The sequence below is a fragment of the Streptomyces geranii genome (genome assembly GCF_002954775.1).
GTDB classification, from domain to species: Bacteria; Actinomycetota; Actinomycetes; order Streptomycetales; family Streptomycetaceae; genus Streptomyces; species Streptomyces geranii.
On sequence record NZ_PJME01000004.1, the window covers coordinates 425,259 to 450,126 of the forward strand.

At 71.4% G+C, this 24,868-nt stretch carries 21 protein-coding genes and 2 pseudogenes; 14 read left to right on the plus strand and 9 right to left on the minus strand.

Going from position 1 to position 24,868, the window contains the following annotated elements:
* Positions 1-33: 33 nt before the first annotated feature.
* The 4 genes from CW359_RS08805 to CW359_RS08820 all read right to left on the minus strand — a co-directional run bounded on the left by CW359_RS08805 (position 34) and on the right by CW359_RS08820 (position 4,061).
* Positions 34-864, minus strand: coding sequence for an ABC transporter ATP-binding protein (locus CW359_RS08805; protein ID WP_105969206.1), 831 nt, complete (start codon positions 862-864; stop codon positions 34-36).
* Positions 865-868: 4 nt separating this feature from the next.
* Positions 869-1,903, minus strand: a complete 1,035-nt coding sequence (locus CW359_RS08810; protein ID WP_105969207.1) for a FecCD family ABC transporter permease — start codon at positions 1,901-1,903, stop codon at positions 869-871.
* Between the two features lie 95 nt (positions 1,904-1,998).
* On the minus strand, positions 1,999-2,994 hold the full coding sequence (locus CW359_RS08815) for a FecCD family ABC transporter permease (RefSeq protein WP_408647464.1): 996 nt from the start codon (positions 2,992-2,994) through the stop codon (positions 1,999-2,001).
* The gene (locus CW359_RS08820) at positions 2,991-4,061 is read right to left on the minus strand and encodes an iron-siderophore ABC transporter substrate-binding protein (protein WP_105969209.1); all 1,071 of its coding nucleotides are present in this window, start codon (positions 4,059-4,061) and stop codon (positions 2,991-2,993) included. Before CW359_RS08820 ends, CW359_RS08815 begins: the two co-directional genes overlap by 4 nt.
* Before the next feature lie 220 nt (positions 4,062-4,281).
* On the opposite strand from CW359_RS08820, the gene CW359_RS08825 reads away from it, so the two are divergent.
* The 10 genes from CW359_RS08825 (at position 4,282) to CW359_RS08870 (ending at position 17,604) form a co-directional block, all read left to right on the plus strand.
* A complete protein-coding gene (locus CW359_RS08825) occupies positions 4,282-7,254 on the plus strand; it encodes an aminotransferase (protein ID WP_105969210.1) in 2,973 nt (990 codons plus the stop codon).
* Between the two features lie 27 nt (positions 7,255-7,281).
* Entirely contained in the window at positions 7,282-8,283 is a 1,002-nt protein-coding gene (locus CW359_RS08830) for a LacI family DNA-binding transcriptional regulator (protein WP_232838305.1), read from the plus strand.
* 201 nt (positions 8,284-8,484) lie between these two features.
* A complete protein-coding gene (locus CW359_RS08835; protein ID WP_105969212.1) occupies positions 8,485-10,092 on the plus strand; it encodes an ABC transporter substrate-binding protein in 1,608 nt (535 codons plus the stop codon).
* Between the two features lie 6 nt (positions 10,093-10,098).
* Positions 10,099-11,070, plus strand: coding sequence for an ABC transporter permease (locus CW359_RS08840; RefSeq protein WP_105969213.1), 972 nt, complete (start codon positions 10,099-10,101; stop codon positions 11,068-11,070).
* Positions 11,067-11,927 carry an ABC transporter permease gene (locus CW359_RS08845; RefSeq protein ID WP_198655137.1) on the plus strand — a complete coding sequence of 287 codons (861 nt, stop codon included), beginning with the start codon at positions 11,067-11,069 and terminating at the stop codon, positions 11,925-11,927. Before CW359_RS08840 ends, CW359_RS08845 begins: the two co-directional genes overlap by 4 nt.
* Positions 11,924-12,946: an ABC transporter ATP-binding protein gene (locus CW359_RS08850; RefSeq protein WP_105969214.1), complete on the plus strand. Its 1,023-nt coding sequence runs from the start codon at positions 11,924-11,926 to the stop codon at positions 12,944-12,946. The genes CW359_RS08845 and CW359_RS08850 overlap by 4 nt, the downstream gene beginning before the upstream one ends.
* A complete protein-coding gene (locus tag CW359_RS08855) occupies positions 12,946-13,695 on the plus strand; it encodes an ABC transporter ATP-binding protein (protein ID WP_105969215.1) in 750 nt (249 codons plus the stop codon). The genes CW359_RS08850 and CW359_RS08855 overlap by 1 nt, the downstream gene beginning before the upstream one ends.
* A 2-nt stretch (positions 13,696-13,697) precedes the next feature.
* Positions 13,698-14,726, plus strand: coding sequence for a P1 family peptidase (locus CW359_RS08860; RefSeq protein ID WP_198655138.1), 1,029 nt, complete (start codon positions 13,698-13,700; stop codon positions 14,724-14,726).
* Positions 14,723-15,796, plus strand: a complete 1,074-nt coding sequence (locus CW359_RS08865) for a C45 family autoproteolytic acyltransferase/hydrolase (protein ID WP_105969217.1) — start codon at positions 14,723-14,725, stop codon at positions 15,794-15,796. Before CW359_RS08860 ends, CW359_RS08865 begins: the two co-directional genes overlap by 4 nt.
* On the plus strand, positions 15,781-17,604 hold the full coding sequence (locus tag CW359_RS08870; RefSeq protein WP_157968513.1) for an MOSC domain-containing protein: 1,824 nt from the start codon (positions 15,781-15,783) through the stop codon (positions 17,602-17,604). The genes CW359_RS08865 and CW359_RS08870 overlap by 16 nt, the downstream gene beginning before the upstream one ends.
* A gap of 58 nt (positions 17,605-17,662) precedes the next feature.
* On the opposite strand, the gene CW359_RS08875 is transcribed toward CW359_RS08870, so the two are convergent.
* Together CW359_RS08875 and CW359_RS08880 are read right to left on the minus strand one after the other, a co-directional pair.
* The gene (locus CW359_RS08875) at positions 17,663-18,034 is read right to left on the minus strand and encodes an ArsR/SmtB family transcription factor (RefSeq protein WP_105969219.1); all 372 of its coding nucleotides are present in this window, start codon (positions 18,032-18,034) and stop codon (positions 17,663-17,665) included.
* 198 nt (positions 18,035-18,232) lie between these two features.
* Positions 18,233-18,607: a hypothetical protein gene (locus CW359_RS08880; protein ID WP_105969220.1), complete on the minus strand. Its 375-nt coding sequence runs from the start codon at positions 18,605-18,607 to the stop codon at positions 18,233-18,235.
* Positions 18,608-18,985: 378 nt separating this feature from the next.
* Here CW359_RS08880 and CW359_RS08885 point away from each other — a divergent pair.
* Positions 18,986-19,889: pseudogene (locus CW359_RS08885) on the plus strand (NADP-dependent oxidoreductase).
* A 46-nt stretch (positions 19,890-19,935) separates the two neighbouring features.
* Here the strand turns inward: CW359_RS08885 and CW359_RS08890 are convergent.
* Both CW359_RS08890 and CW359_RS08895 read right to left on the minus strand, forming a co-directional pair.
* Complete coding sequence (locus CW359_RS08890; RefSeq protein ID WP_105969221.1) at positions 19,936-21,054, minus strand: fatty acid desaturase family protein; 1,119 nt, start codon at positions 21,052-21,054, stop codon at positions 19,936-19,938.
* Between the two features lie 7 nt (positions 21,055-21,061).
* Complete coding sequence (locus CW359_RS08895) at positions 21,062-22,117, minus strand: ferredoxin reductase (protein WP_105969222.1); 1,056 nt, start codon at positions 22,115-22,117, stop codon at positions 21,062-21,064.
* Between the two features lie 86 nt (positions 22,118-22,203).
* Between CW359_RS08895 and CW359_RS08900 the strand changes: the two genes are divergently transcribed.
* Together CW359_RS08900 and CW359_RS08905 are read left to right on the plus strand one after the other, a co-directional pair.
* Entirely contained in the window at positions 22,204-23,343 is a 1,140-nt protein-coding gene (locus CW359_RS08900; RefSeq protein WP_105969223.1) for a PucR family transcriptional regulator, read from the plus strand.
* 73 nt (positions 23,344-23,416) lie between these two features.
* Positions 23,417-23,755, plus strand: coding sequence for a thioredoxin family protein (locus tag CW359_RS08905; protein WP_105969224.1), 339 nt, complete (start codon positions 23,417-23,419; stop codon positions 23,753-23,755).
* Positions 23,756-23,869: 114 nt separating this feature from the next.
* Here the strand turns inward: CW359_RS08905 and CW359_RS46360 are convergent.
* Positions 23,870-23,992, minus strand: a pseudogene (locus CW359_RS46360) (LysR family transcriptional regulator); the annotation flags it as partial.
* A 124-nt stretch (positions 23,993-24,116) separates the two neighbouring features.
* On the opposite strand from CW359_RS46360, the gene CW359_RS08915 reads away from it, so the two are divergent.
* Positions 24,117-24,866, plus strand: a complete 750-nt coding sequence (locus tag CW359_RS08915) for an IclR family transcriptional regulator domain-containing protein (RefSeq protein WP_105969225.1) — start codon at positions 24,117-24,119, stop codon at positions 24,864-24,866.
* Positions 24,867-24,868 lie beyond the last annotated feature (2 nt).

Sequence of the window (24,868 nt, forward strand, 5' to 3'; positions counted from 1 at the left end):
GAGCGGAGGGACGGACAGTTCGCGTCGCGGAGGTCACCTCTTGGTGAGTGAAACGCCCTGGCGCCGGAGGGTGCGGTGGCGGCCCAGGGGCAGGACGAGCGGGGCGCCCGACACCGGGTCCTCGATGACCTCGGCGCGCAGTCCGAAGACGTCCGCCACCGTCCGGGCGGTCACCACCTCGGCCGCGTCGCCCGTCGCGTACAGGGCTCCGTCCTTGACGGCGACCAGGTGGTCCGCGTACCGGGCGGCGAGGTTCAGGTCGTGGAGCACCATGACGACGGTGGTGCCCCGGTCGTGGTTGAGGTCGGTGAGCAGGTCGAGGACCTCCACCTGGTGGGTGACGTCGAGGTAGGTGGTCGGTTCGTCGAGGAGGAGGACGTCGGTCTCCTGGGCGAGGGCCATCGCGATCCACACCCGCTGGCGCTGCCCGCCGGACAGCTCGTCCACCGGGCGGTCGGCGAGTTCCAGGACACCGGTGGCCTCCATCGCCCGTGCGACCGCCGCGTCGTCGGCGCGGGTCCAGCGGCTGAGCAGCGAGTGGTGCGGGTTGCGTCCGCGCGCGACCAGGTCGGCCACCGCGATGCCCTCGGGGGCCGCCGGGGACTGGGGGAGCAGGCCCAGGGCGAGGGCCACCTGGCGGGTGGGCGTGCGGTGGATGTCCTTGCCGTCGAGCAGCACGGCTCCGCGCTCGGGCGCGAGCAGCCGGGCCATGCCGCGCAACAGGGTGGACTTGCCGCAGGCGTTGGCACCGACGATCACGGTGACCCGGCCGGGCGGGACGCGCAGGTCGAGGCCGTCGATGACGGTCCGGCCGCCGTAGCCGAAGCGGGCGGCCTCCACGGTGAGGGTGCGGGTGGCGGTCACAGGGCTACAGCGCTCCTTGGGTACGACGGGACCGGACGAGGAGCCACAGCAGACAGGGTGCGCCGAGGGCTCCGGTGACGACGCCGACGGGAAAGCGGGTGTCGAAGGCGAACTGGCCGATCAGATCGGCGGTCAGGACGAGGGCCGCGCCGGTGAGGGCTGCGGGCAGCAGAGGGGAGCCGTTGCCGCCGGTCAGCCGGTGGGCGACGGGGCCGGAGAGGAAGGCGACGAACGCGATGGGCCCGGTCGTGGCGGTGGCGAGCGAGGTCAGACCGACCGCGCACAGCACGAGCACCAGACGGCTGGTCCCCACGCGCGTGCCGAGAGCACGGGCGCTGTCGTCCCCGAGCTGAAGCGCCGTCAGGGAGCGGCCCGCCAGCAGCAGTACGGCCGACAGCGGGAGCACTCCGGTGGCCAGTGGGCCCACCCCGTCCCAGAACGCCGAGCCGAGGCTCCCGGTCAGCCAGCGCATCGCCTCCTGCACCTCCCAGGCCGGGGCGCGCAGCAGGAGGTAGGAGACCACGCTGTTGAGCAGGGCGCCGACTCCGATGCCGACGAGGACCAGCCGGACCCCGAGCACCCCCTGGCGGTAGGTGAGCAGATAGATGACGAGCGCGACCGCGAGGCCTGCGGGTACGGCGATCAGGAACACCGGCGTCCCGCCGAGCCCGAGGACGACGATCGCGAACACGGCGGCGGCACTCGCGCCCGAGCTGATGCCGATGACATCGGGGCTGGCCAGCATGTTCCGCAGCAACGTCTGGAAGGTGGCCCCGGCCAGCCCGAACGCGAACCCGGCCAGCGCGCCGGTGAGCACCCGGGGCAGCCGCAGCCGCCCCACCGTGAAGGACGCGCCGGGCACGGTGTCGCCGAGAACGACGCGCAGGGCGTCGTAAGGCGGATAGACGGTATGACCGACACAGAGGCTGGTGACGAACAGGACGGCGAGCAGCACGGTCAGCCCGGCGACGACCGTTCGCCTACGACGGATGCGGCGCAGCCGGCCGCGACGGACCAGGGCGACGGACGACGGGCTCACACCCAGCGCCCCCTCTGATGCTGACGCGTCCTCACCAAACACCCCCTCTGGCCCTGACGCGCTCACACCGACCGCCCCCTCTGAAGTACTCGTACTCACAGCTCCCGCACCTTCTGCTGACGGGCCACGGCGATGAACACGGGCGCCCCGATGACGGCCGTGACGATGCCGACCTCCATGTCCCCGGGCCGGGCCACGAGTCGTCCGGTCACGTCGGCCAGGGTCACCAGTGCCGCGCCCGTCAGGGCGGAGAGCGGCAGGACCCAGCGGTTGTCGGGCCCGGTCAGCAGGCGGACGGTGTGCGGTACGACCAGACCGACGAAGCCGATGGGGCCCGCCGCGGCGGTCGCCGCGCCGCAGAGGAGGACCGCTCCGGCGGCGGCCGACAGCCGGGTACGCGCGACCCGTTCGCCGAGCCCGGCGGCGAGGTCGTCGCCGAGGGCGAGCGCGTTGAGCCCCCGGGCCGAGGCGAGGCTGAGGACGAACCCGGCGGCCAGCAACGGCAGCACCTGGAGGATGCCGTCCGCCGAGGCCCCGCCCACCCCGCCGATCTGCCAGAACCGGAAGGTGTTCACGACGTCGAGACGCGGCAGCAGCACCGCGCTGACCAGGGAGGAGAGTGCGGCGGTGACCATGGTCCCGACCAGCGCCAGCTTCACCGGGGTCGCGCCGCCGCGCCCGCGCGACCCGATGACGTACACGAGGGCGGCAGCCGCCCCGGCTCCGGCGACCGCGAGCCAGACGTACTGCCCGGGCGTGCTGATGCCGAGGTAGGCGATCCCGCAGACCACGGCGAGCGCGGCGCCCGCGTTGACGCCGAGGATGCCGGGGTCGGCCAGCGGATTGCGGGTCAGGCCCTGCATCACCGCACCGGCCGTGCCGAGCGCCGCGCCGACCAGCAGCGCGAGCCCCGTGCGGGGGACGCGCTGCCGGACGGCGGCCCGGGCGAGGGAACCGTCCTCGCCGTGCACGAGGGCGGCCAGTGCGTCGCCGGGGGAGACCGTTCGCGCGCCGAGCATGACGGACAGCGCGGCGGCCACGGCGACCAGCAGCACGCAGGCCGGCAGCCACACCAACGGGCGTGTGCTCACGTGAGGTTGGCCGCCGCGTCGGCGAGCAGGCCGGCGTACTCGTCGGTGACGGCCGGGATGGTGAGCGCGGTGGGCGGGGACAGCGCGGCGGCCAGTTCGGAGTTGTCCGCCAGGACGACGACCGCACCCTTGGCGACCGCCGGGATCTTGCCGAGCAGCGGGTCCTTCTGGAGCCGGGCGAGGAGCTTGTCGTCGCCGTAGGTGACGATGATGTCGACGTCGTCGAAGACGTCGGCCTTCTCCGCGCTGAGGGTGGCGTAGAACTCCTGGGTCTTCGCCGACAGGTCCGTCAGGCTGGCCGGGTACTTCATGCCGAGGTCGACGGAGAACTGGTTCCGGGCGTCGTGGGTGGTGTAGTAGCCGACGGTGCTGAAGTCCTTGGGGTCGAAGTAGCCGACCAGCGCGGTACGGCCCGCGATCGTGGGGTGGCTCGTGGCCGCCTCGTCGATCGTCTTCTCCAGGCTCGCGACGAGTGCGTCGCCCTCGGCGGCGAGGCCCAGCGCCTCGGCGTCGAGCCGGACGGTGTCCCGCCAGGTCGTGCCGTACGCGGTGTCGGGGTAGGCGACGGTCGGGGCGATCTCGCTGAGGGTCGTGTAGTCGGCCTTGGAGATGCCGGAGTGGGCGGCGAGGATCACGTCCGGCCGGGTGTCGGCTATCGCCTCGAAGTCGAGGCCGTCGGACTCGTCGAACAGCGCCGGGGTGTCGGCCTTCAGCTCCGTGAGCTTCTTGGTGGTCCACGACAGCACGTCGTCGCCGTCCTGGTCGCCGTACGCCTGCTTCGGGATGCCGACGGGGACGACGCCGAGGGCGAGGGCGGCGTCGTGGTTGCTCCACACGATCGTGGCGACCCGCGTCGGCTTCTTCTCGATGACCGTCGTACCGAGGGCGTGCTTGATGCTGACGGGGAACGCGCCGGTGTCGGCAGAGGCCGAGCCGGAGGCGGCGGCGTCCGACGAGCCTGCTGATCCGCCGGTCGATTCGCTGCTCGCGCAACCGGTCAGGGCGAGCAGGGCGGAGGTCGCGCACACGGCCAGGGTTCTTCTGAGGGGCAGGGACAGGAGTCTCATCGCGTCATCCGAGGGTTACAGGTGGCCGCTGAGCGGCGGGGGCGGAGGTGAGGCTAGCCTTACTTGGCTCATACTTTCAATTATTTTGAAAGATGGGTGGGGTTATCTACCGTGAATCCCTGCATTTCGGGCACGTTGGGTGTCGCTGGGCATTGACGCGTCCGAGATGTCGGCTCTACGGTTGCCGGAACGTTCCGGCAAGACAGAGGCTGAGTCCGCCATGAGCCATCCCCCGCGCTTCCCCTCGGTCGACGAGGCCGATCTGACGACGCTGCTCGCCGAACGGTTCGGTGTGCGCGGCACCCTCAAGGACCTCGGCAGCCAGCAGGACCGCAACTACCGGGTCCGCACGGATGCGGGCGACTACGTCCTCAAGCTCGCCAACCCCGCCTCGGACCCGGCCCTCTTGTACGCCCAGTGCACGGCGATCGACCGTCTGACGGACGTCCTGCCCGATCTGCGGCTGCCCCGCGCCCGCGCCGGAGTGGACGGTACGGCGGTCCAGTGGCTCACCGTGGACGGCGCGACCCTCGCCTGCCGGCTGCTGGAGTACGTACCCGGCGAACCGATCATGGACAGCCGCTACCTCGCCCCTCAAGTCGTCGCCCGGCTCGGCGAACTCGCCGGACGCATCGCGGCCGGGCTCGCGGATCTCGACGCGGCCCAACCCGGCGGGGCGGAACCCGGCGAGGCAGGGCATGACGCGGGGGAGCCGGATGCGGCGGAGCACGACCGGACCCGCCTGTGGGACCTGCGCAACGCCCCTGCCGTGATCGAGGAACTCGCTCCGCACCTGTCCGACCAGATGCGCGCCCAGCGCGTCCTGCGAGCCGCTCGTACCGCGTACGCCCTGGTGGAACCGCATACCGACGCGTTGCCGGTGCAGGTGATCCACGGTGACGTGACCGACAACAACGTGGTCTGCGAGACGACCGCCGACGGGCGCCCCGACCCGGTCGGAGTGATCGACTTCGGGGACCTGGGCCCGGGCTGGACGGTGGCGGAACTCGCGGTCACCTGCACCTCCGTGCTGCACCACCACGGGACGGGACCGGCGTCGGTGCTGCCCGCCGTGCGGGCGTTCCACGCGGTCCGGCCGCTCTCGGACGAGGAGGTGGCCGTGCTGTGGCCGCTGGTCGTGCTGCGGTCGGCCGTCATGGTGGTCAGCGGGCAGTACGACACCGTCCTGGACCCGGACAACCACTACGCCTCGGCCGCGCTCGACCGCGAGTGGGCCATGTTCGAGGCCGCGGTGTCCGTCCCGGCGGAGGTCATGACGGCCCAACTGCGGCACGCGCTCGGCCGCCCACCGACGCACTCCGCACCCGTGCCCGGAGACCGACTGCTGCCCGGACTGCCGGACGACGTGCACCTCCTCGACCTGTCGGTGTTCGGGGACGACCTGCACTCGGGCCGCTGGCTGGAGCCCGAGGCCGAACACGCCCTCGCCGCCGAAGCGTTGGCGGCAGGACGGGCGGCGGTGCGGACCCGGCACGGGGAGTTCCGGCTGACGCGTGCGCACACCGACGGCGGCACCTGCGCGCTCGGCGTGGACCTGTACGTCGCCGGGCCGCTGGAGGTACGGGCGCCCTGGCCCGGAACGGTGACCCGGCATACCGAGGGCGGCCTGATCCTCAGGGCCCTCGACGGCGACGGGCGGCCGGACCTGATCCTGGACGGCGTCGACCGCGAGGGTACGACGACCGGCCCGGTCGCGGCCGGACAGCGACTGGGCGCGGTGATCGGCCGAAACGGCTTCCATGTGCTGGGAGTTCAGCTCTCCCGACTGACGGGCGGCCGGACACCGCGCTTCGCCGACCCCGAACTCGCCGCCGGATGGCTGGAGTTCTGCCCGGACCCGACCACGCTGCTGACCGGCCAGGGCTCCGGCGAACCCCAGGACGCGGACGCCGACCGGGAGTTGCTGGCGCGACGTGAGCGTTCCTTCGCCACCGTCCAGGAGCACTACTTCGACTCCCCGCCCCGCATCGAACTGGGCTGGCGGCACCACCTGGTCGACACCCACGGCCGCCGCTACCTCGACATGCTCAACAACGTGACCATCCTCGGGCACGGCCACCCCGCCCTGAGCGACGCCGTGCACCGGCAGTGGCGGCGTCTGAACACCAACTCCCGCTTCCACTACTTCTCGGTGGTCGAACTCTCCGAGCGCATCACGGAGTTGCTGCCCGACGGACTGGACACCGTCTTCCTGGTGAACAGCGGCTCCGAGGCCGTCGACCTCGCGCTGAGGCTGGCCTGGGCGACCACTGGGCGGCAGGACGTGGTCGCCGTCGAGGAGGCGTACCACGGCTGGACCTACGCGAGTGACGCCGTCTCGACCTCGGTCGCGGACAACCCGAACGCCCTTGCCTCCAGGCCGGATTGGGTGCACACGGTCGCCGCGCCCAACTCCTACCGGGGCCGGTACCGGGGTGCGGAGGCGTGGCGGTACGGTCCCGAGGCCGTCGCCCGGATCACCGAACTCGCCGCGCAGGGAACCCCGCCCGCCGCCTTCCTGTGTGAGCCGTACTACGGCAACGCCGGCGGCATGGCCCTCCCCGACGGCTACCTGGCGCAGGTCTACGAGGCCACCCGCGCCGCCGGAGGGCTGTGCGTCGCCGACGAGGTGCAGGTCGGCTACGGCCGACTGGGCACCCACTTCTGGGGGTTCGAGCAGCAGGGCGTGGTGCCGGACATCGTGACCGTGGCCAAGGCGATGGGCAACGGGCATCCGCTGGGCGCGGTGATCACCCGACGTGAGATCGCCGACGCCTACCGCACTCAGGGCTACTTCTTCTCCTCCTCCGGCGGCAGCCCGGTCAGTTCCGTGGTCGGACTCACCGTCCTCGACACTCTGCGCGACGAGAACCTCCAGGCCAACGCCCTGGACGTGGGCGGCTACTTGAAGGGGCGGCTCGTCGAACTCGCCGACCGGCACCCGCTGATCGGCGCGGTGCACGGCTCGGGGCTGTACCTGGGCGTGGAGTTCGTGCGGGACCGTACGACGCTGGAGCCCGCGACCGAGGAGACGGCGGCGATCTGCGAGCGGCTGCGTGAACTCGGCGTGATCATGCAGCCGACCTCCGACCGGCAGTGCGTGCTGAAGATCAAGCCGCCGCTGTGCCTGACCCGCGACAGCGCGGACGACTTCGTCGAGGCCCTCGACGACGTACTGACGTACGGATGGTGACCTGCGATGTCGTCTAGGATTCCGACCGTGCTGCCCGGACCCGACACCCCGCCCACCATCGCCGACGTGGCGCGGGAGGCGGCGGTCTCCAAGACCACGGCGTCGGACGCGCTGCGCGGCCACGGCCGGGTGTCGGGCCCGACCCGCCGGGCGGTGCTGGAAGCGGCCGAGCGGCTGGGGTACGCGCCCAACCGGAGCGCCCGCAGTCTGCGCACCTCGGTGACCGACACCATCGCCCTGCACATCCCGGAGTTCCTGACCAGCGCCGAGTACTACATGTCGTTCGTCTTCGGCGTCGCCGAACAGGCCGCCCACGCCGGTCTGAACGTCACCCTGCTGTCCTCCGGGCACCTGCCGCACAGCGGCGCCGTCCCGCAGGTGGACGGCCTGGTGCTGTGCGACCCCGTCGCCGAGGACCCGGTGGTCGACCAGCTGATGAACAGCGGGCTGCCGGTCGTCACGGCCGAGCGGTACGTCGGGGACCGGCAGCCGACCGGGGTGATCTGGTCCGACCACGAGACCTCGATGACCGGACTCCTGGACCATCTGTACGAGGCCGGCGCCCGGCGGCCCGCGTTCATCGCCTCCGACACCACCTCCGACTGGGCCACCACACTCCAGCGCACCCACGCCCGTTGGTGCGCCGCGCGTGGCACACCGAAACTCGTCCGCAAGGCCCCGTTCGGGTCCGCGCCCGACGTGCTGCAGGGCGCGGTGCGGGAGATGCTCGCCGAGACGCCGGAGATCGACGCGATCGTGTGCGCGGCGGACGGCGCCGCCGCTGCCGTACTGCCCGAACTGCGCGCCGCCGGACGCACGGTGGGCCGTGACCTTCTGCTCGCCTCCTGCGTGGACAGCTCCTCCATGCGGACGGCGGAACCACCGATCACCGCGGTCGACCTCCGACCACGTGCCATGGGCGCCGAATGCGCCCGGCTGCTCTGCGAAATCCTGTCCGGCGAGACGCCACGGGGCACCGTGCGCGCCCTTCCCATCGAGATGCACGTCCGGGCCTCCACCCGCCCGTAGTCATTCATATGTGAATTACGTTTCCCGAACTCCCCGAGGGTGTTCGGTAATTCCCGCATGTCCTGCTGAAATCGCAGCTCAGACCCTGTGTTTCAAGTGGGTTTATTTCTTCTCCAGTCATTGACACGAATATTTGTCGAGGCTAACTTCACTGCACATGCCGGAACGATCCGGCAAACTCTCCGAAAAGGAGGAGCGAGAATGCGGAGATCAGCGATCATCGTCGGTTGTTCCGTCGCTCTGTCGGCCACTCTGACGTCGTGTTCCGCACCCGCCGCAACCGATGCGACCGATACCGGGAAAGCCTCGAAGTCCGGCTATCTCACCGCGTCCGACGCGTCCTTCAAGGGCACAGGACCGCTCACCGTCCAGCTCGACTACGACTCCGTGGAGGCCGGCGGCCTCGACCCGCAGACCGCCGCCACCGCCCGTTCCTGGTCCATCGAGTCGCTCGTCTACGAACCCCTGGTGACCGTCGACCCCAAGTTCGGCATCGAGCCGCTGCTGGCCAGCTCCTGGAAGCAGCCCGACGCCACCACCTACGTCTTCACCCTCCGCAAGGGCGTGACGTTCTCCAACGGACGAGCCCTGACCACCGCCGACGTCGTCGGCAGCCTCCAGCGCCTACTGAAGTCCAAGGCCGCCTACGCCGCCCAGCTCGGCCCCGTGAAGTCCGTGACCGCCACCGGCCCGACCGAGGTCACCGTCCAACTCGCCAAGGCCTACACGCCGTTCCTCGCCGCGCTCGCCAACACCCCGGCCGCGATCCTCCCCATGAAGGAGATCGACGACGGCTCGCTGGACCTGACGAAGGAAATGCTGGGCACAGGACCGTTCGTGGTGAAGAACCACAAGCAGGACCAGTACTGGAACTTCACCCGCAATACCGCCTACCGTGACACGAAGAAAGTCCGTGTCGATGATCTGAAGATCGAGATCGTGCCGCAGGAAGCGGCCCGTCTCGCCGCACTCCGCAACGGCAGCGCGGCCGTCGTGAACTTTAACAACATTGATTCCATGGACCAGTTGACGGGTACCCGGAACGCGAAGGTCGTCAGCCAGGCGAACAGCGATTTCTACTACCTGATCCAGAACTCCAAGAATCCGGACTCGCCGCTCGCCGACGAGAAGGTCAGGTTCGCGCTGAACAGTGCCCTGAACCGGACCGAGATCGCCTCCGTCGCCCTCGGCGGCCAGGCCCAGCCGACCGGCGTCACCCCGAGCGTCCTGCCCGGCGCCTGCGACCCCGCGAAGCTGCCCGCCGCGACCGTCAAGACCCCCGACGCGGCGGCGCTGAAGAAGGCGGGGACGCTCCGCCTCGCCGTCTACACCTCGGAGCCCGCCGTCGGCCAGATCGCCCAGGTGATCCAGCAGCAGCTCGCCAAGGCCGGCGTCACCGTGAAGATCCAGAAGTACGACGACACCACCTACGGCGCCAAGGTGTTCGGCGCGAAGCCCGACTTCGACCTGGCCGTCGGCTGGTTCGCCGGATACGTGGACGCCTCCATGGTGTCCCGCTGGTGGAACCCCGTGCTCGCGGGCTTCTCCGGCACCTTCCTCAACGACGACAAGACCCTCGACGCCCTCATCGACAAGGCGGCCGGCGAACCCGACGGCGCCACCCGCACCAAGACGCTCGCCGACCTGTGCGCCCGCGTCGACACGGCCGCCCAGATGCTGCCGCTGGTCACCCGACCCTCCGTCATCGGCTACCGCACCGACCAGGTCAGCCCGACCCTGCGCACCGCCGAGGGCTACGGCAACTTCCTGCGGGACATCACCTCGTACACCCTCCCGGCCGGGAAGTAGCCGGTCATGGACCACATCCGCTGGCTCCTGGGCCGGACCGCCGCCGCCCTGCTCACCCTGCTCGGCGTGTCGGTGCTGATCTTCGCGGCGGTCCGCGCGATGCCCGGCAGCTACACCGACCTGGTCCTCGGACCGCTCGCCACCCGGTCGGAGAAGGCCGCGGCGGCGGCCCGCTTCGGACTCGACCGGCCGGTGGTCGAGCAGTACCTGTACTGGCTCCGCAACGCCGTACAGGGCGACTTCGGCACCTCGCTGGCCGCCCGCACCCCCGTCGCCACCGAGTTCGGCGACCGGCTGCCGGTCACCGTCACCCTCACCGCACTCGCCCTCGCGCTCACCGTCCTCATCGGGATCCCGCTCGGCGTGTACACCGGCACCCGCGAGGGCGGCGGGCGCGGGGGAGCGGCGGGCCGGCTGGTCAGCGCCTTCGGGATGAGCCTGCCGGAGTTCGTGCTCGGCAGCCTGGTGGTGTTCCTGTTCACCCGCTACAGCCTCGGCCTGTCCGTCGGCACCTACGTCCCCTGGTCGCAGGACCCGCTCGGCTCCGTCGGCTCCCTGTTCCTGCCCGCCTGCGTCCTCGCCGTGTTCTGCGTCGCGGCCACCGCCCGCACCACCCGCGACGCGGTCCTCGGCGTGCTCGTCGAACCGCACATCGCCGCCGCCGTCGCCCGCGGCGAACCGAAGGGAGCCATCGTGCGCCACCACGTCCTGCGCAACGCGGCGGTCCCCGTCCTCACCCTGGTGGCCACCCTCACCGCCTACCTCCTCGGCGGCACGGTCATCATCGAGCGCCTCTTCAACGTCCCCGGCCTCGGCTCGTACCTCGTCGACGGCCTCGACCGCCGCGACTACGCGGTCGTCCAGGCCGGAGTACTGCTCGCGGCGGCCGTGTTCATCACGATGAACCTGCTGGTGGACCTGGTCAGCGGGCTGGTCGACCCGAGGATCGGCACGGTCGGGAAGAGGGCCGACGCATGAGGGCGGCAGCGGTGCGCGTACGCCGCGCGCTCGCCATGCGCTCGTACGACGGCCTGTTCCGCGCTGCTGTGTGGGTGCTCGGCGTCCTGCTCCTCGTCACCCTGGCGGGGCCGTTCGTCGGAGTCGGTGGGCAGCCCGACGCCATCGTGGGACCACGACTCATGCCACCGGGAGCGGGCTGGCCGCTGGGCACCGACAACCTCGGCCGCTCCCTGCTGCCCCGCCTCCTCCAGGGCATCGGCACCACCCTCCTGCTGTCCTGCCTGGCCGTCGCCTGCACCGCGCTCATCAGCACCGCGCTGGGGGTGATCGCCGGCTACCGGGGCGGCCGTACCGCCGAGGTGATCCTGCGGATCGGGGACGTGCTCTACTCCTTCCCCGCCATCGTGCTGGCCGTCCTGGTCGCCGCCGTCCTCGGCCCAGGCCGTACGGCCGCTCTGGCCGCGATCGTCCTGGTGACCGTCCCGCTGATGACCCGCATGGTCGGCACCGCCGCCCGCGCGGTCGCCCGCCGCGAGTTCGTCACCGCCGCCAGGATCAGCGGCGTCCGCGCCCCGACGATCATGCTCCGGCACATCCTGCCCAACGTCGCGGGCACCGTCGCCGTCCAGGGCACCTACGCCCTGTCCGTCGGGATCCTCGTCGAGGGCGGCCTCAGCTTCCTCGGCTACGGCGTCCAACTGCCGGACGCCTCCCTGGGGTTGCTGATCCAGGAAGGCGGCCTCTACATGGTCGGCGCCCCCTGGCTGATCGTCGCCCCCGGCGTCGTCCTGGTCGCCGCGATCATGGCGATCAACCTCGTCGGCGACAGCCTGCGCGACCGCTTCGAACCCCGGGAGACGAGGTCCCTGGTATGACCGCCGAGACCACACCGCTGCTCGTGATCGACGACGTCGTCGCCGAGTACCGCACCGGCTCCCGCGTCGTCCGCGCCCTCGACGGCGCCGACCTGACCGTAGGACGCGGCGAACGCGTCGGCATCGTCGGCGAGTCGGGCTCCGGCAAGTCCACCCTCGGACTGCTGACCGGGCGCCTCCTGCCGAAGGCCACCGCCTATCCGCGGGGCCGGGTCCTGGTCGACGGCGAGTCCGTACTGGACCTCCCGCCGGACCGACTCGCCCGACTGCGCCGCGAACGCCTGGCCTTCGTACCGCAGGACCCCGTCGGCGCCCTCGACCCGACCCTGCGCATCGGCCGCCAACTCCGGCTGGCCCTGCGCGACAAGCCGACCGACCTGGTCGCACTGCTGGAACGCGTCCTCATCCGCGACCCCGAACGCGTGCTGCGGCTCTACCCGCACGAGATCTCCGGCGGCATGGCCCAACGCGTCATCGTCGCGATGGCCATGGCCCGCAGACCGGCCCTGCTGATCGCCGACGAACCCACCGCCGCGCTCGACAGCCAGGTCCGCGAGGAGGTCCTGCGACTGCTGTTCACCCTCGCCGCCGAACACGGCACCACCGTGCTGTGGCTCAGCCACGACCTGGGCGGCGTCGCCCGCTGGTGCGACCGCATCGCGGTCATGTACGGCGGCCGGGTCGTCGAGGACGGCACCACCACCGACGTCCTCACCGCACCCCAACACCCCTACACCGCAGCCCTGTCGGCCGCCGACCCCGCCCGCGCCAAGGACGGCACCCGGCTGCTCACCATCGGTGGCACACCGCCCGTCCTCACCGAGTCCACGCCCGGCTGCGTCTTCTGCCCGCGCTGCACCTCGGCGGACGACACCTGCGCCACGGCCCGCCCGGCGCCCCGCACGGTCGAGGGGCGGACGGTGCTGTGCCATCACCCGGGCCCGGGCGGAACACCCGTACCCGTACCGGACGGACCGGCACCGAAGGCGGCCGTACCGGACGGACAGGAGGAGGCCTGATGAGCGGCGAGCCCGTGCTCGAACTCGACGACGTCGGCGTCGTCTTCAGATCCGGCCGACGCCACACCGTCACCGCGATGGCCGGCGTCACCTTCCGCATCGCTGCGGGCGAGACCCTCGGCCTGGTCGGCGAATCCGGCTCGGGCAAGACCACCACCGGCGCCGTCGCCCTCGGCCTGCGCCGGCCCACCTCCGGCACCGTCCGCTTCCTCGGCGCCCAACACGGCGGCCGACGCACCCGCGCCGGAGCCATCCAGGCGGTCCTCCAGAACCCCCACTGGTCCCTCAACCCCCGTCTCACCGTGGCCGATTCGGTCGCCGAACCCCTCTCCGCAGTCGAGGGCGGCCGACTGCGCACCCACCACCCCGCCGCCCTGCGCATCCTCGACCGGGTCGGACTGTCCGCCTCCTACGCCGAACGGCTCCCGCACGAACTCTCCGGCGGCCAGCGCCAGCGCGTCGCGATCGCCCGAGCCCTGATCACCCACCCGAAGTTCATCGTCTTCGACGAGGCGGTCAGCGCCCTGGACGTCTCCGTGCAGGCGCAGATCCTCAACCTCGTCCACGACCTGCAGAGCGAGCAGGGCTTCGGCGCCCTGTTCATCTCGCACGACCTCGCCGCCGTGCGCTACCTCGCCCACCGCGTCGCGGTGATGCGCGCCGGTCAGATCGTCGAACTCGCCGACGCCCACCGCTTCTACATCACCCCGCAGCACCCGTACTCACGACAGCTCCTGGAGACGCTATGACCGTGACCGACCGTCCGGGATCCCCGGCCCGAGCCATCCCGGCCCCGTCCTTCGGCCCGGCGAGAACCAACGACGACTTCGACCTCGTCCCGCAGCCGAGCCCCGGCCGGGGCACCGTGGAGTTCGACTTCCCCGGCGTGGAGGTCGGCACCGCCGAGTACGCCGAGGGCCCCACCGGCACCACCGTCGTCCATGTCCCAGCCGGCGCCCGGATGTTCATCGACGAGCGCGGCGGCGCCATCGGACTGTCATACGGCGACAAGCAGTTCGCCCACGCCATCTGTCTGTCGGGCGGCTCGCTGTACGGCCTCGGTGCCTGCGCCGGAGTCGCCGACGAACTGCGCGCCCGGGTCGAGAACCGGGTCGGCTGGACCGACCTCAAGTGCGTGTCGGGCGCGATCATCTACGACTTCGCCACCCGCGACAACGCGGTCGTCCCCGACGCCGCCCTCGGCCGCGCCGCACTCCGCACGGCCGTACCGGGCCGCTTCCCCGTCGGCCGGGCCGGCGCCGGGATCAGCGCCTCCGTCGGCAAGATCGACTGGACCCGCTGCGAGTTCGCCGGCCAGGGCGCCGCCTTCCGCCAGGTCGGAGACGTCAAGATCCTCGCCGCCACGGTCGTCAACGCGGTCGGCGTCGTCGTCGACCGCGACGGCACGGTCGTACGCGGCAACCACGATCCCGCCACCGGGACGCGCCGTCTGCCGCACCTCGACTACGAGGCGGCGTTCGCGGGCGAAGGACCCACCACCATGCAGGGCAACACCACCATCTCGGTGCTCGTCACCAACGTACGACTGGACGACCGGGCCCTGGAGCAGTTCGGCAGGCAGGTGCACGGATCGATGAACCGGGGCATCCAGCCCTTCCACACCAGCCTCGACGGCGACACCCTGTTCACCCTCACCACCGACGAGGTCGACCTGCCGACCACCCCCTCCCGGATCGGCGCCCACGCGCTGAACGCCGTCGGGCTCGGCTCCATCGCCGCCGAGGTCATGTGGGACGCGATCCTGAGCAGCGCCCGGTGATCGCTCGCCACCACCTCGACAGCACCGACCCGACGGAACGCGGCCACACCCTCGGCACCGCCGACGGCGACCGGATACGCGCCAACATCACTGCTTACCAGCGGCTGTTCGAGGCCGTACAGGTCGATCCCGCCCTGCTCCGGCCGTACGGGGAACAGGCCACGGACGCGATACGGGACTGGGCGCCCGCCCTCCACCGCGAACTGGCCGCCGTCGCACGGGCGGCGGGCGCGGAGGCATGGCAACTCGGCATGCTCAACGCCCGTACCGAGATCCTCGCCACCGTCGGCGCCACGGCGGAGGGCGAGTGCTCGACCGCCGTGTACGTCGGTGGTGCGGGCGCCCCGCACACCATCCAGACCTGGGACTGGCACGAGGAGTTCACCGACATCAAGACCCTCGTCCGGCATCCGACGGGCCGGGCCGGTGACGCCCGGATCTTCACCGAGGCCGGCATCCTCGGCAAGATCGGCCTCAACTCGGCAGGTCTGGGGCTGCACTTCAACATCCTCAGCCACGCAGCCGACGGAGAACGCATCGGCGTACCGGTCCATGTGGTGGCCCGCCGCATCCTGGACGAGGCCACCACTCTCGCCGAGGCCGTCGACATCGCCCGCTCGGCGGACGTCTCGGCGTCCACCGTGCTCACGGTCGTCACCTACGACGGACGGCACGCCGACGCCGCGTGCGTCGAACTCAGCCCGGCAGGCACCGCCGTACTGCCCCCCGACCCCGACGGCTACCTCCTGCACACCAACCACTTCCTCGAACCCCGTCTGGCCGAAGGGGAGTTGGCGGCCCCTGCGGGCAGCACCTACGCCCGCCTGAAACACCTCACCACCCGCCGCGAACTCCTCACCTCCACCGACCCGGCCCACTGGACCGAACTGCTCCACGCCCACGAGAGCGACGGCGCCCCCGTGTGCTGCCATCCGCAGCCGGGACTGCCGTTCCACCAGCAGTGGCGGACCCTGCTCACCGCAGGACTCGACCTGGCGGCGGGCCGGTTGAGGTGCCACGCGGGCGGACCGTGCACGGCGGGGGAGGAGTCGGCGTGGGAGTACCTGTGACGCGTCACGGCGGCGCCCGTCTGGAGACCATCTGCCGCTACCCGGTGAAGGGCATGACCGGGCAGCCGATGACGGACACGGTGCTCATCGCGGGTCGGGGGCTGCCGATGGACCGGCTGCTCGGCCTGTCCGGGGGAGTGATACCGGCCGAGGCGGACCGGAACGGCTGGATCAGCAGCGAGGCACTCCTGCGACTGAGGAAGAACGCCGAACTCTCGCGCTATCAACTGGCCGTGGAGGGAGAGGTGTTGTGGCTCACCGCCCCCGACGGGCGGCGGCTGCGGCTCGGGCTGGACGCCGACGGCCTGGCGGCGTCCAGCGAGCGGATCGGGGACTGGTTCCCGCCCGGACCACTCGGACCCGTCCGCTTCGAACGGCCCGGAGCGGCCCTGTGGGACTGGCCGGACGCCCCCCTGTCGATCATCAACCTCGACACCTTGCGGGCGATGGCGGAAGCGGCCGACGTCCCGGTCGACCCCCGCCGTTTCCGTGCCAACCTGTACGTCTCCGGACTCGGCGCCTGGCGCGAACTCGACCTGCCCGGACACCGGGTCCGACTGGGCGGCGCGGAACTGGAGATCACGTTCCCCACCGAACGCTGCCGCGCGACCATGGTCCGCCCCGGCTCGGGGAAACGCGACCTGAACATCCCGGCGCTGCTGGCCTCCCGCTTCGGTCACCTGTACTGCGGGGTCTACGCCAGGGTCGTACGCGGTGGCCCGATCGCGGTGGGGGACCGGTTCACAGACGGCGGACGGGGGCCGGGGCCCGACGGGCCGTCGCGCTACGCGGCACGGCTCGCCGACCCGGGCCGCCCCCGGTACGCCGAGCTGATCAGACGGACCGAGGAGAGCCCCACCGTCACCACCTTCGCCTTCCGCGACCCCGCCGGATCGCACTGCCGACCGGGCCAACACCTGAGACTCCACCTGACCGACGACGACAACGCCCCGCTGTGGCGCTGCTACACGATCACCGGCACCGACACCGCCGAACTGCGCATCAGCGTCAAGCGGGTCCCCGACGGCCGGATGTCACCCCGGCTGCATGACCTCCCGACCGGCTCACGCGTACTCCTCTCCGGCCCCTACGGCGAGGCACTCACCGCCCCCGACCCGCACCGCCCGCTCCTGCTGGCCGTCGCCGGGATCGGCATCACCCCTGTGCTCCCCGTTCTCCGCGACCTGCTCGACACCGCGTCGCGGCGACCGGTGACGGTACTGAACGTGGTCCGCACCGGCGCCGAGCTGCCCCTGTGGGACGAGACCGTCGAGCTGCTGAGCAAACTGCCTTACGGGAAGCCGCAGTTGTACGTCACGAACCCTGGCGAGCGGTTGCCGCACGGTGCGCGAGCCGGTCGCCCCACCGCCGCCGAGCTGCACACTCTGTCGGTGGCGGGAACGGTGGAGGCTCACGTGTGCGGCCCGGAGGGCTTCGTCGACACCGTCCGTACGGCACTGCTGTCCGCCGGAGTCCCCGGCGACTCCATCACCGACGAACGCTTCCACTCACCCCGCCCGGCGCGGTTGGTCGAGCAACCGCCGCCCGCCGCGGGCCCCTTCACCGTGCGGTACACGGCGAGCGGCACCCGCACGACCTGGACGCCGGACACCGGCACGCTCCTGGACGCGGCCGAGTCCGCGGGACTGCGGCTGCCCTCGGCGTGCAGGGCCGGAGCCTGCGGGGCCTGTCGCCAGTTGGTCACCGGCCCGGTGGCGCACCTGAGTGAACCGGCCGTACCGCTGGCCGCCAGCCAGGCACTGCTGTGCTGCGCGGTGCCGGTCGGCGATGTGCAGGTCCACGCGTGAGAGGGCGGGACACGAGGCCTTGACGGGCACTGGTCTCCTCGGCTGCGACGCCCGGGGGTCAGGAACGTCGGTCGGCTCCGCCCGGGGTGAGCATCGGACGGGGGTCCGCCTGCTGGAGTTCGGCGAGCAACTCGCTCTGCCCGGTGAGCAGTTCGGTCAGGATCCTGCGGGCCGCGCGCAGCAGCTCGGCGACGTCGCCGCCCGCCAGGGCGTAGCTGACGGTGGAGCCCTCGCGGATGGACACCACGATCCCCGAGCGGCGCAGGACGGCCAACTGCTGGGAGAGGTTGGACGGTTCGATCTCGATCTCGCTGAGCAGGTCGCGTACGGGGACGGGGCCGTTCTGCAGCAGTTCCAGGACCCGGATGCGTACCGGGTGGCCGAGCATGCGGAAGAACTCGGCCTTGGCCTGGTATAGGGGGACCTGCATGGTGAATCGCGCTCCCTGCCGCATGTCGACGGGCTGCAGCCGCACGCGGCGGCCCTGAACGTGCCACCGCAGACGGCCTGGCGGATCGATCCTGGTGCATCCGGCCCCGCACGCCCATGGGATTGACCTGATACGGATGTGCCCAGTTGAAGAACTCTTCAACTCATGGGCGTGCGGGGCTGTGGAATTCGCCGCCTTCTACACGTCCAGCTGGCCCTCGACACTCCTGAGCTGGTGGCGGGCCATCGCGAGGTTCGACTTGCCCTTGTCGAGCACCAGGTAGAGGAACAGACCGTTGCCGCCACGGCCCTTGAGCGGCCGGAGGACGTGGTACTGGCTGCCGAGTGTGATCAGGATGTCCTCGATCTCGCCCTTGAGCCCGAGGTGTTCCATGGTGCGGGTCTTGGCCCGGATCACGTCCGTGTTGCCCGCCGCCGCGATGGTCAGGTCGAGATCCTTGCCACCGCCGAGCGTGCCCAGCGCCATACCGCTGGTGTAGTCGACGAGAGCCGTTCCTAAGGCGCCCTCGATCGAAGTCATGATCTCCTTGAGGCAGATCTCCACATTGCTCATACCAGCATCTCCTCCGTGCCGCTGCGAGGCCCGGGCGTCGTCGCCCTCCTCACCAATGACCCGGGACCTTACGTAGGACTGGCGTCCGGCACTCCTGTTGTTCCGCTACCGACCGACACGGTCATGGAAAAGTCGGATGGCACCACATCCGCGACCGCTTCTGCTCGGCGAATGAGTCACGTAGACCCCCAGCGCCGCACGATCCCCGCACGGAGACGGGCGCCCCGACCACGAACCGAGCCGATGCGAGGGGATCGTAGGATGGACGCATCGGAGTAGAAACGCGCTCCGGGTGCCGGGCGAGAAGAACCGGCCGGTGAGCGCGCGCACACGCGGTATTCGGACGATCCGCCACTCCTTCCCCGGAAGGAGTGCGTCATGAGAGCAGTACGGTTCAGCCGGTTCGGCGGCCCGGAGGTTCTCGAAATCGTCGACCTGCCCGATCCCCGCCCCCGCGCCGGAGAGATACGTATCAGGGTCCGTGCCGCCGGGATCAACGCCAGTGACTGGAAGAAGCGCCAGGGCCTGCTGGACCGGGAACTGCCGCAGACCCTGGGTTACGAGGCCGCGGGCATCGTCGACGAGATCGGCGACGGTGTCTCGGGCGTCGCGGTCGGCGACCGGGTCTTCGGGGCCTCGCCCTACGGAGCCGCCCAGGCGGAGCTGGCCGTGCTGTCCCACTGGGCCCCGCTCCCGGCCTCGCTCGACCACGCGACAGCGGCGGCGATCCCGGCGGCGGCCGAGACCGCGGCACGGGCACTCGACCAACTCGGCGTCGCGGCGGGCTGCACGGTGCTCGTCAACGGGGCGTCCGGCAGCGTCGGGAGCGCCGCCGTCCAGCTCGCCGTGCGGCGCGGCGCACGCGTCATCGGCACGGCGAGCCCCGCCACCCACGACACCCTCCGCTCGCTCGGCGTCGAGCCGGTGGCGTACGGCGACGGAATGCCCGAGCGGGTACGGGCGCTCACGCCGCCGGGCGTGGACCTCGCGCTGGACGTGGCAGGCAACGGTGTCCTGCCCGACCTGGTGGACCTCGCCGGACGCCCCGAACACGTGATCACGGTCGCCGACTTCGCCGGCGCACGACAGACCGGTGTCCGCTTCAGCCGGGGCGACACCGGCCGGGCCACCTACGCACTGGCCGACGTCGCGCGACTGGCCGAAGCGGGCCGGTTCGCCGTCGAGGTCGGCCGGACCTTCCCCCCTGACGGAGGTGGCCGAGGCCCACCGCGTCGGCGAAGCCGGCACCGTACGCGGAAAACTCGTCCTGCTCGTGGAGTGAGAGCGGAGGCGAGCCGGCCGCCCCCGATCCGAACCGCCGCCGGGGATCAGGCCGCGACGAGTTCCTGCTTGCTGTCCGGCGTCTTGACCTTGGGCTTCTTGTTCGGCAGCGAGAGGCGGAAGACCTTGTGCCACGCGGAGAACACCTGCTTGGGCAGCGGCCCGGTGACGTACTCCAGCTCGTACTTCTCGAACAGTGCGCGCACCTTCACCGCGACCTCGGCGTACCGGTTGCTCGGCAGGTCGGGGAAGAGGTGGTGCTCGATCTGGTGGGAGAGGTTGCCGGACATGAAGTGCATGGCCTTGCTGCCGCTGATGTTCGCCGAGCCCATCATCTGGCGCAGGTACCACTGGCCGCGCGTCTCGCCCTTGATCGACCGGCGCTCGAAGACCTGCACGCCCTCGGGGAAGTGCCCGCACATGATCACGGAGTGGGTCCAGAGGTTGCGGACCAGGTTCGCGGTGAACGTGGCGGCGAGGGTGGTGAGGAACGACGGGCCCGACAGCAGCGGGTGGATCACGTAGTCCTTGAGCACCTGCTTGCGGATCTTGCGGCCCACGGCCTTGACCCGCGCACGGAACTCCGGGCTCTTGCGGCGGCGCTTGTGCAGGTTCTTGCCCAGCTCAAGGTCGTACGCCGCGATGCCGTACTCGAAGAAGCAGGCGTTGAGGAAGTTCCACAGCGGCTGACCGAGGTGGAAGGGGTGCCACCGCTGGTCCTCGTCGACGCGCATGATGCCGTAGCCGAGGTCGTTGTCCTTGCCGATCACGTTGGTGTACGTGTGGTGCAGCTCGTTGTGCGAGTGCTTCCACTGGTCGGCCGGCGAGACGTGGTCCCACTCCCAGGTGGTGGAGTGGATCTTCGGGTCCCGCATCCAGTCCCACTGGCCGTGCAGGATGTTGTGGCCGATCTCCATGTTGTCCATGATCTTCGCCACGGACAGCCCGGCGGTGCCGATGATCCACGCGGGCGGGAAGAACGAGAACAGCAGTACGCCCCTGCTGACCAGTTCGAGCTTGCGCTGCGCCGCGATGACCTTGCGGATGTAGGCGGCGTCCTTCTCGCCGCGGTCGGCGATCACCTCGTCGCGGATCGCGTCCAGCTCGCGCCCGAGCTCCTCGATCTGCTCCGCGGACAGGTGTGCGGTGGGGTCGATGGCGGTCAAGGTGTTCCTACCGTTCGATGTCGCAGGGGCCCGCCGCGGCGGACACGCAGGTCTGGATGAGTACGCCCGGCTCGGCCTCGGTGATCTCGCCGGTGCGCAGGTCGCGTACGGCGCCCGCCTTGAGCGGGGTGACGCAGCCGAAGCAGATGCCCATGCGGCAGCCGGACGGCATGAGCACGCCGGCCTCCTCGCCGATGTCCAGCAGCGGTGTGGCGCCGTCCGCGTCGACGGTCTTGCCGGTGGTGCTGAAGGTGACCTCGCCGCCGTCGCCGGTCACGACGACGCTGGGGCGGAAGCGTTCGGTGTGCAGCCGCTCCCGTACGCCGTGTGCGGTCCAGTGCTCCTCGGCGGCGTCGAGCAGGCCCGTGGGCCCGCAGGCCCAGGTCTCGCGCTCGGCCCAGTCGGGCACGAGTTCGTCGAGCCGGGCGATGTCGAGCTTGCCGTCCGTGTCGGTGTGCACCTCGGTGAGCCGCAGCTTCTTGTCCGCGACCAGGTCGTGCAGTTCGCTGCGGAAGATCACGTCCTGCGGCCGGGGCGCGCAGTGGACCATGACGACGTCGTCGAACCCGGTGTCGCGCAGCATGCCCATCACGGGCGTGATGCCGCTGCCGGCCGTCAGGTAGAGCACCTTGGCGGGCGTGGCCCGCGGCAGCACGAAGTCACCGGTCGGCTGGTCGAGCTGGATCAGCGTGCCCGGTTTCGCCCCGCGGACCAGGTGGTTGCTGACCTTGCCGTCCGGGATCGCCTTCACGGTGATCGTGATGCGGCCGTCCTTGCGGTCGGTCGGCGAGGTCAGGGAGTAGGCACGCCACAGGCGCACCCCGTCGACGTCGACCCCGACCCGCACGTACTGGCCGGCCGTGTGGCCGCGCCAGCCCCGTCCCGGTCTGATCACGACGGTCGCGGCGTCACCCGTCTCGGGGTGCACGGCCTCGATGCGCCCACGCAGGTCGGCGCCGGCACGCAGCGGGCTGACCAGGTCGAGATAGTCCGACGGCAGGAGCGGCGTCGTGACCGTCTCCAGCAGTTTCCACGCCCGGCTGCGAAGGGCTGTACTCGTCATGACTTCAGCTTGCTGCGCCTCAGGGCGTAAAGTCCTGTCCGTAGGGCGTGAATCTGGTCGACTGAATTGTTCGCAGGGAACAAAACGTGAGCCATGTAACCCGCAGGGCCGGCGAACTGGCCCTGGATGAGACGACGGTCACCGTACTTCGGGCCGCGCTGCGGAGCACCGCCGACGAGGTCGTCGAGGCGATCATCGACGAGGTCCCGCCCTACGCCAACGCCCTCTCGGGCCGGATGGGCGCCACCATCCGCCGGGCCGTCCGCACCGCCCTGGGACACTACCTGGACCTCGCGAGCGGCAAGGCCACGGGAGGTGACGCCGGTGACGCGGCGTACGAGCTGGGCCGCGGCGAGGTGCGCGACGGCCGCTCGATGGACGCCCTGCTCGGCGCCTACCGCGTCGGCGCCCGCGTGGCCTGGCGCTGCCTGGCGGCGGGCGCCGTACCCGCGGGTCTGCCCGCCGCCGAGGTCGCCAAGTTCGCCGAGCTGACCTTCGCCTACATCGACGAACTCTCCGCCGCGAGCGCCGCGGGCCACGCCGACGAACTGGCCGCCCGGGGCCGGGCCCAGGAACGCCACCTGGAACACCTGGCCCGCGACCTCCTCGCCGGTGCGGGCCCGGACGTACTGCTCGCCTCCGCCCAACGGGCCGGATGGCAGCCCCCGGTCTCCCTGACCGCGGTCCTGCTGCCCGCCGCCCAGGCCCGGCCCGCCTACCGCACCCTCGACCCGAACACCCTCGTCCTCGACGACCTCCCGGACGCCACCGGCGTACTGCTCGTCCCCGACGCCGACCGACCACACGTCCTGCGCCAACTGACCGACCGCGCCGCCGTGACCGGCCCGGCCCGCCCATGGACCCGAGCGTCCGCCTCGTACGCACGAGCCGTACGCGCACGCGCCCTCTCCTCCGACATCCGCGACACCGAGGACCACCTGCCCGAACTGGTACTGAGCGCGGACGCGGACGCACTCGCGGACCTGCGCGCCCGGGCCCTCGCACCGCTGCGGACCCTGCCCGCCGCGACCGCCCGGCGCCTGGAGGAGACGCTGCGGGAGTGGCTGCTGCACCAGGGCAGACGGGACGAGGTGGCGGCGGCGCTGTTCGTCCACCCCCAGACGGTCCGCTACCGGATGACGCAGCTGCGGGAACTGTTCCCGGACCTCGCATCACCCCACCGGGTCCTCGAACTGACCCTGGCGGTCGCCCTCCGCGCGGGCTGACAGGAAGGCCGACCGCGCACACCGAACGAGGGATGATGGGGACGGAACGACGGAACGTGAGATCAGGAGCTTCATGACGAATCGGGTTCACCGCCCCCGTGAGGACGCGGAGTTCGATTTCATCCTCGGGATGAGCGCAGTCCCGGTCCTCGCGTACTTCACCGGGACATGGCCCAAGGCGATCGAGCCCTGCCGGGTGATGGACCTGGTCGTGGGCGGCATCGCCGACGACTACACGGGCCGCCTGACGACCGTCCGCGCCGACATCACACGCTGCCCGGCGGCAACCGAGCGATACGGGATCACCGGAGCCCCGTCCTACGTCCTGCTGAAGGAGGGGCAGATGGTGGCGCACGGCACCGGGCCCGTGACCACCACCGAGGCACGGAAACTCCTGGACGACCACCTCTGAGCGACAGCCGCGGCACGCGACCGCGACGCCCGCCATGTCACGTCGGTGGGAACCGCGCACTTCGCCGGTGACGCGCGGCGGGGGAAGAGCCGGCGTCCGGGGAGCGCAGGGTTCACGGACCAGCCCGGCGAGGGCGAGGGAGCGGCTGTGCGCGGGCCAGGCGATGTGCGTGACGACGGGGGACGCGTCGGTCAGCGGGACGGCGGTATGCGCGGTCCACAGCCAGGCGCGGGCGGCGGCGGTGGTCGCGTCGAGGGCCGCGCGGCCGAAGGGCATTCAACGTTAGCCGGTTGTCCTGGTCGGTCGGCACCGGGGTGTGAGCCGCCCGTTGTGATCAGCCTCGGCCGGTAGGATCCGGCGGGTGGACGTGGTGATGGGGGCGCTGCCCCGGGGGCTCGCACTGGTGGAGCGCGTGGTCCGCGGGGAACTCGACCCGCGTGGCGGGCCGGGTGTGGTGCGGCTCGCCGAGGAGGGCGGGCTGGACAAGGGGCAGACGTCGCGGCTGCTGCGGGATCTCGTCGACTCCGGTGTGCTCGCCCGGGGTGGCCACGAGTTCCGCGCCGGGGCGGAGCTGCTGACTGTCGCGGGGGAGGGCGGTCCGTGGGGGGTGCGGAGCCGGGCGCTGCTGCGGGAGTTGGTGGTCCGGTTCGGGGCGTGCGCGTACGTGGACGTGCTCTGCGGGGCGATGGTGCTCTCGGTGCGGGCCGAGCTGGCCGCCTGGGCCGAGTTCTCCTGGGCGCGGGCGGGGCGGCTGACGCCGGTCTGGTGCACCGGTGCCGGGCGGGCACTGCTGTTCGGCCACTCCCGGGAGGAGGTCGCCGAGTTGCTGGGCGGCGAGGACTTCATCGGGGCGGGCGGTCCGTACGCACCCCGGTCGGTGGACGATCTGCTGGCACGGGTCACCGCCGACGCCGCGCGAGGGGTCGCGGTGTGCGAGAGCGAGTACGACGAGGACGTGCTGGAGGTCGCCGCGCCGGTGCGGGACCCGCGCGGAGTCATCGTGGCGGCGGTCAGCGTGGTCGTGCCGCATGCGGCGGTCAGGGACGACCGGGACGAGCTGGTCGCGGCGATCGGCGGCGCGGCGGCGCAGTTGGCGCCCCTGCTCGGCTGAGT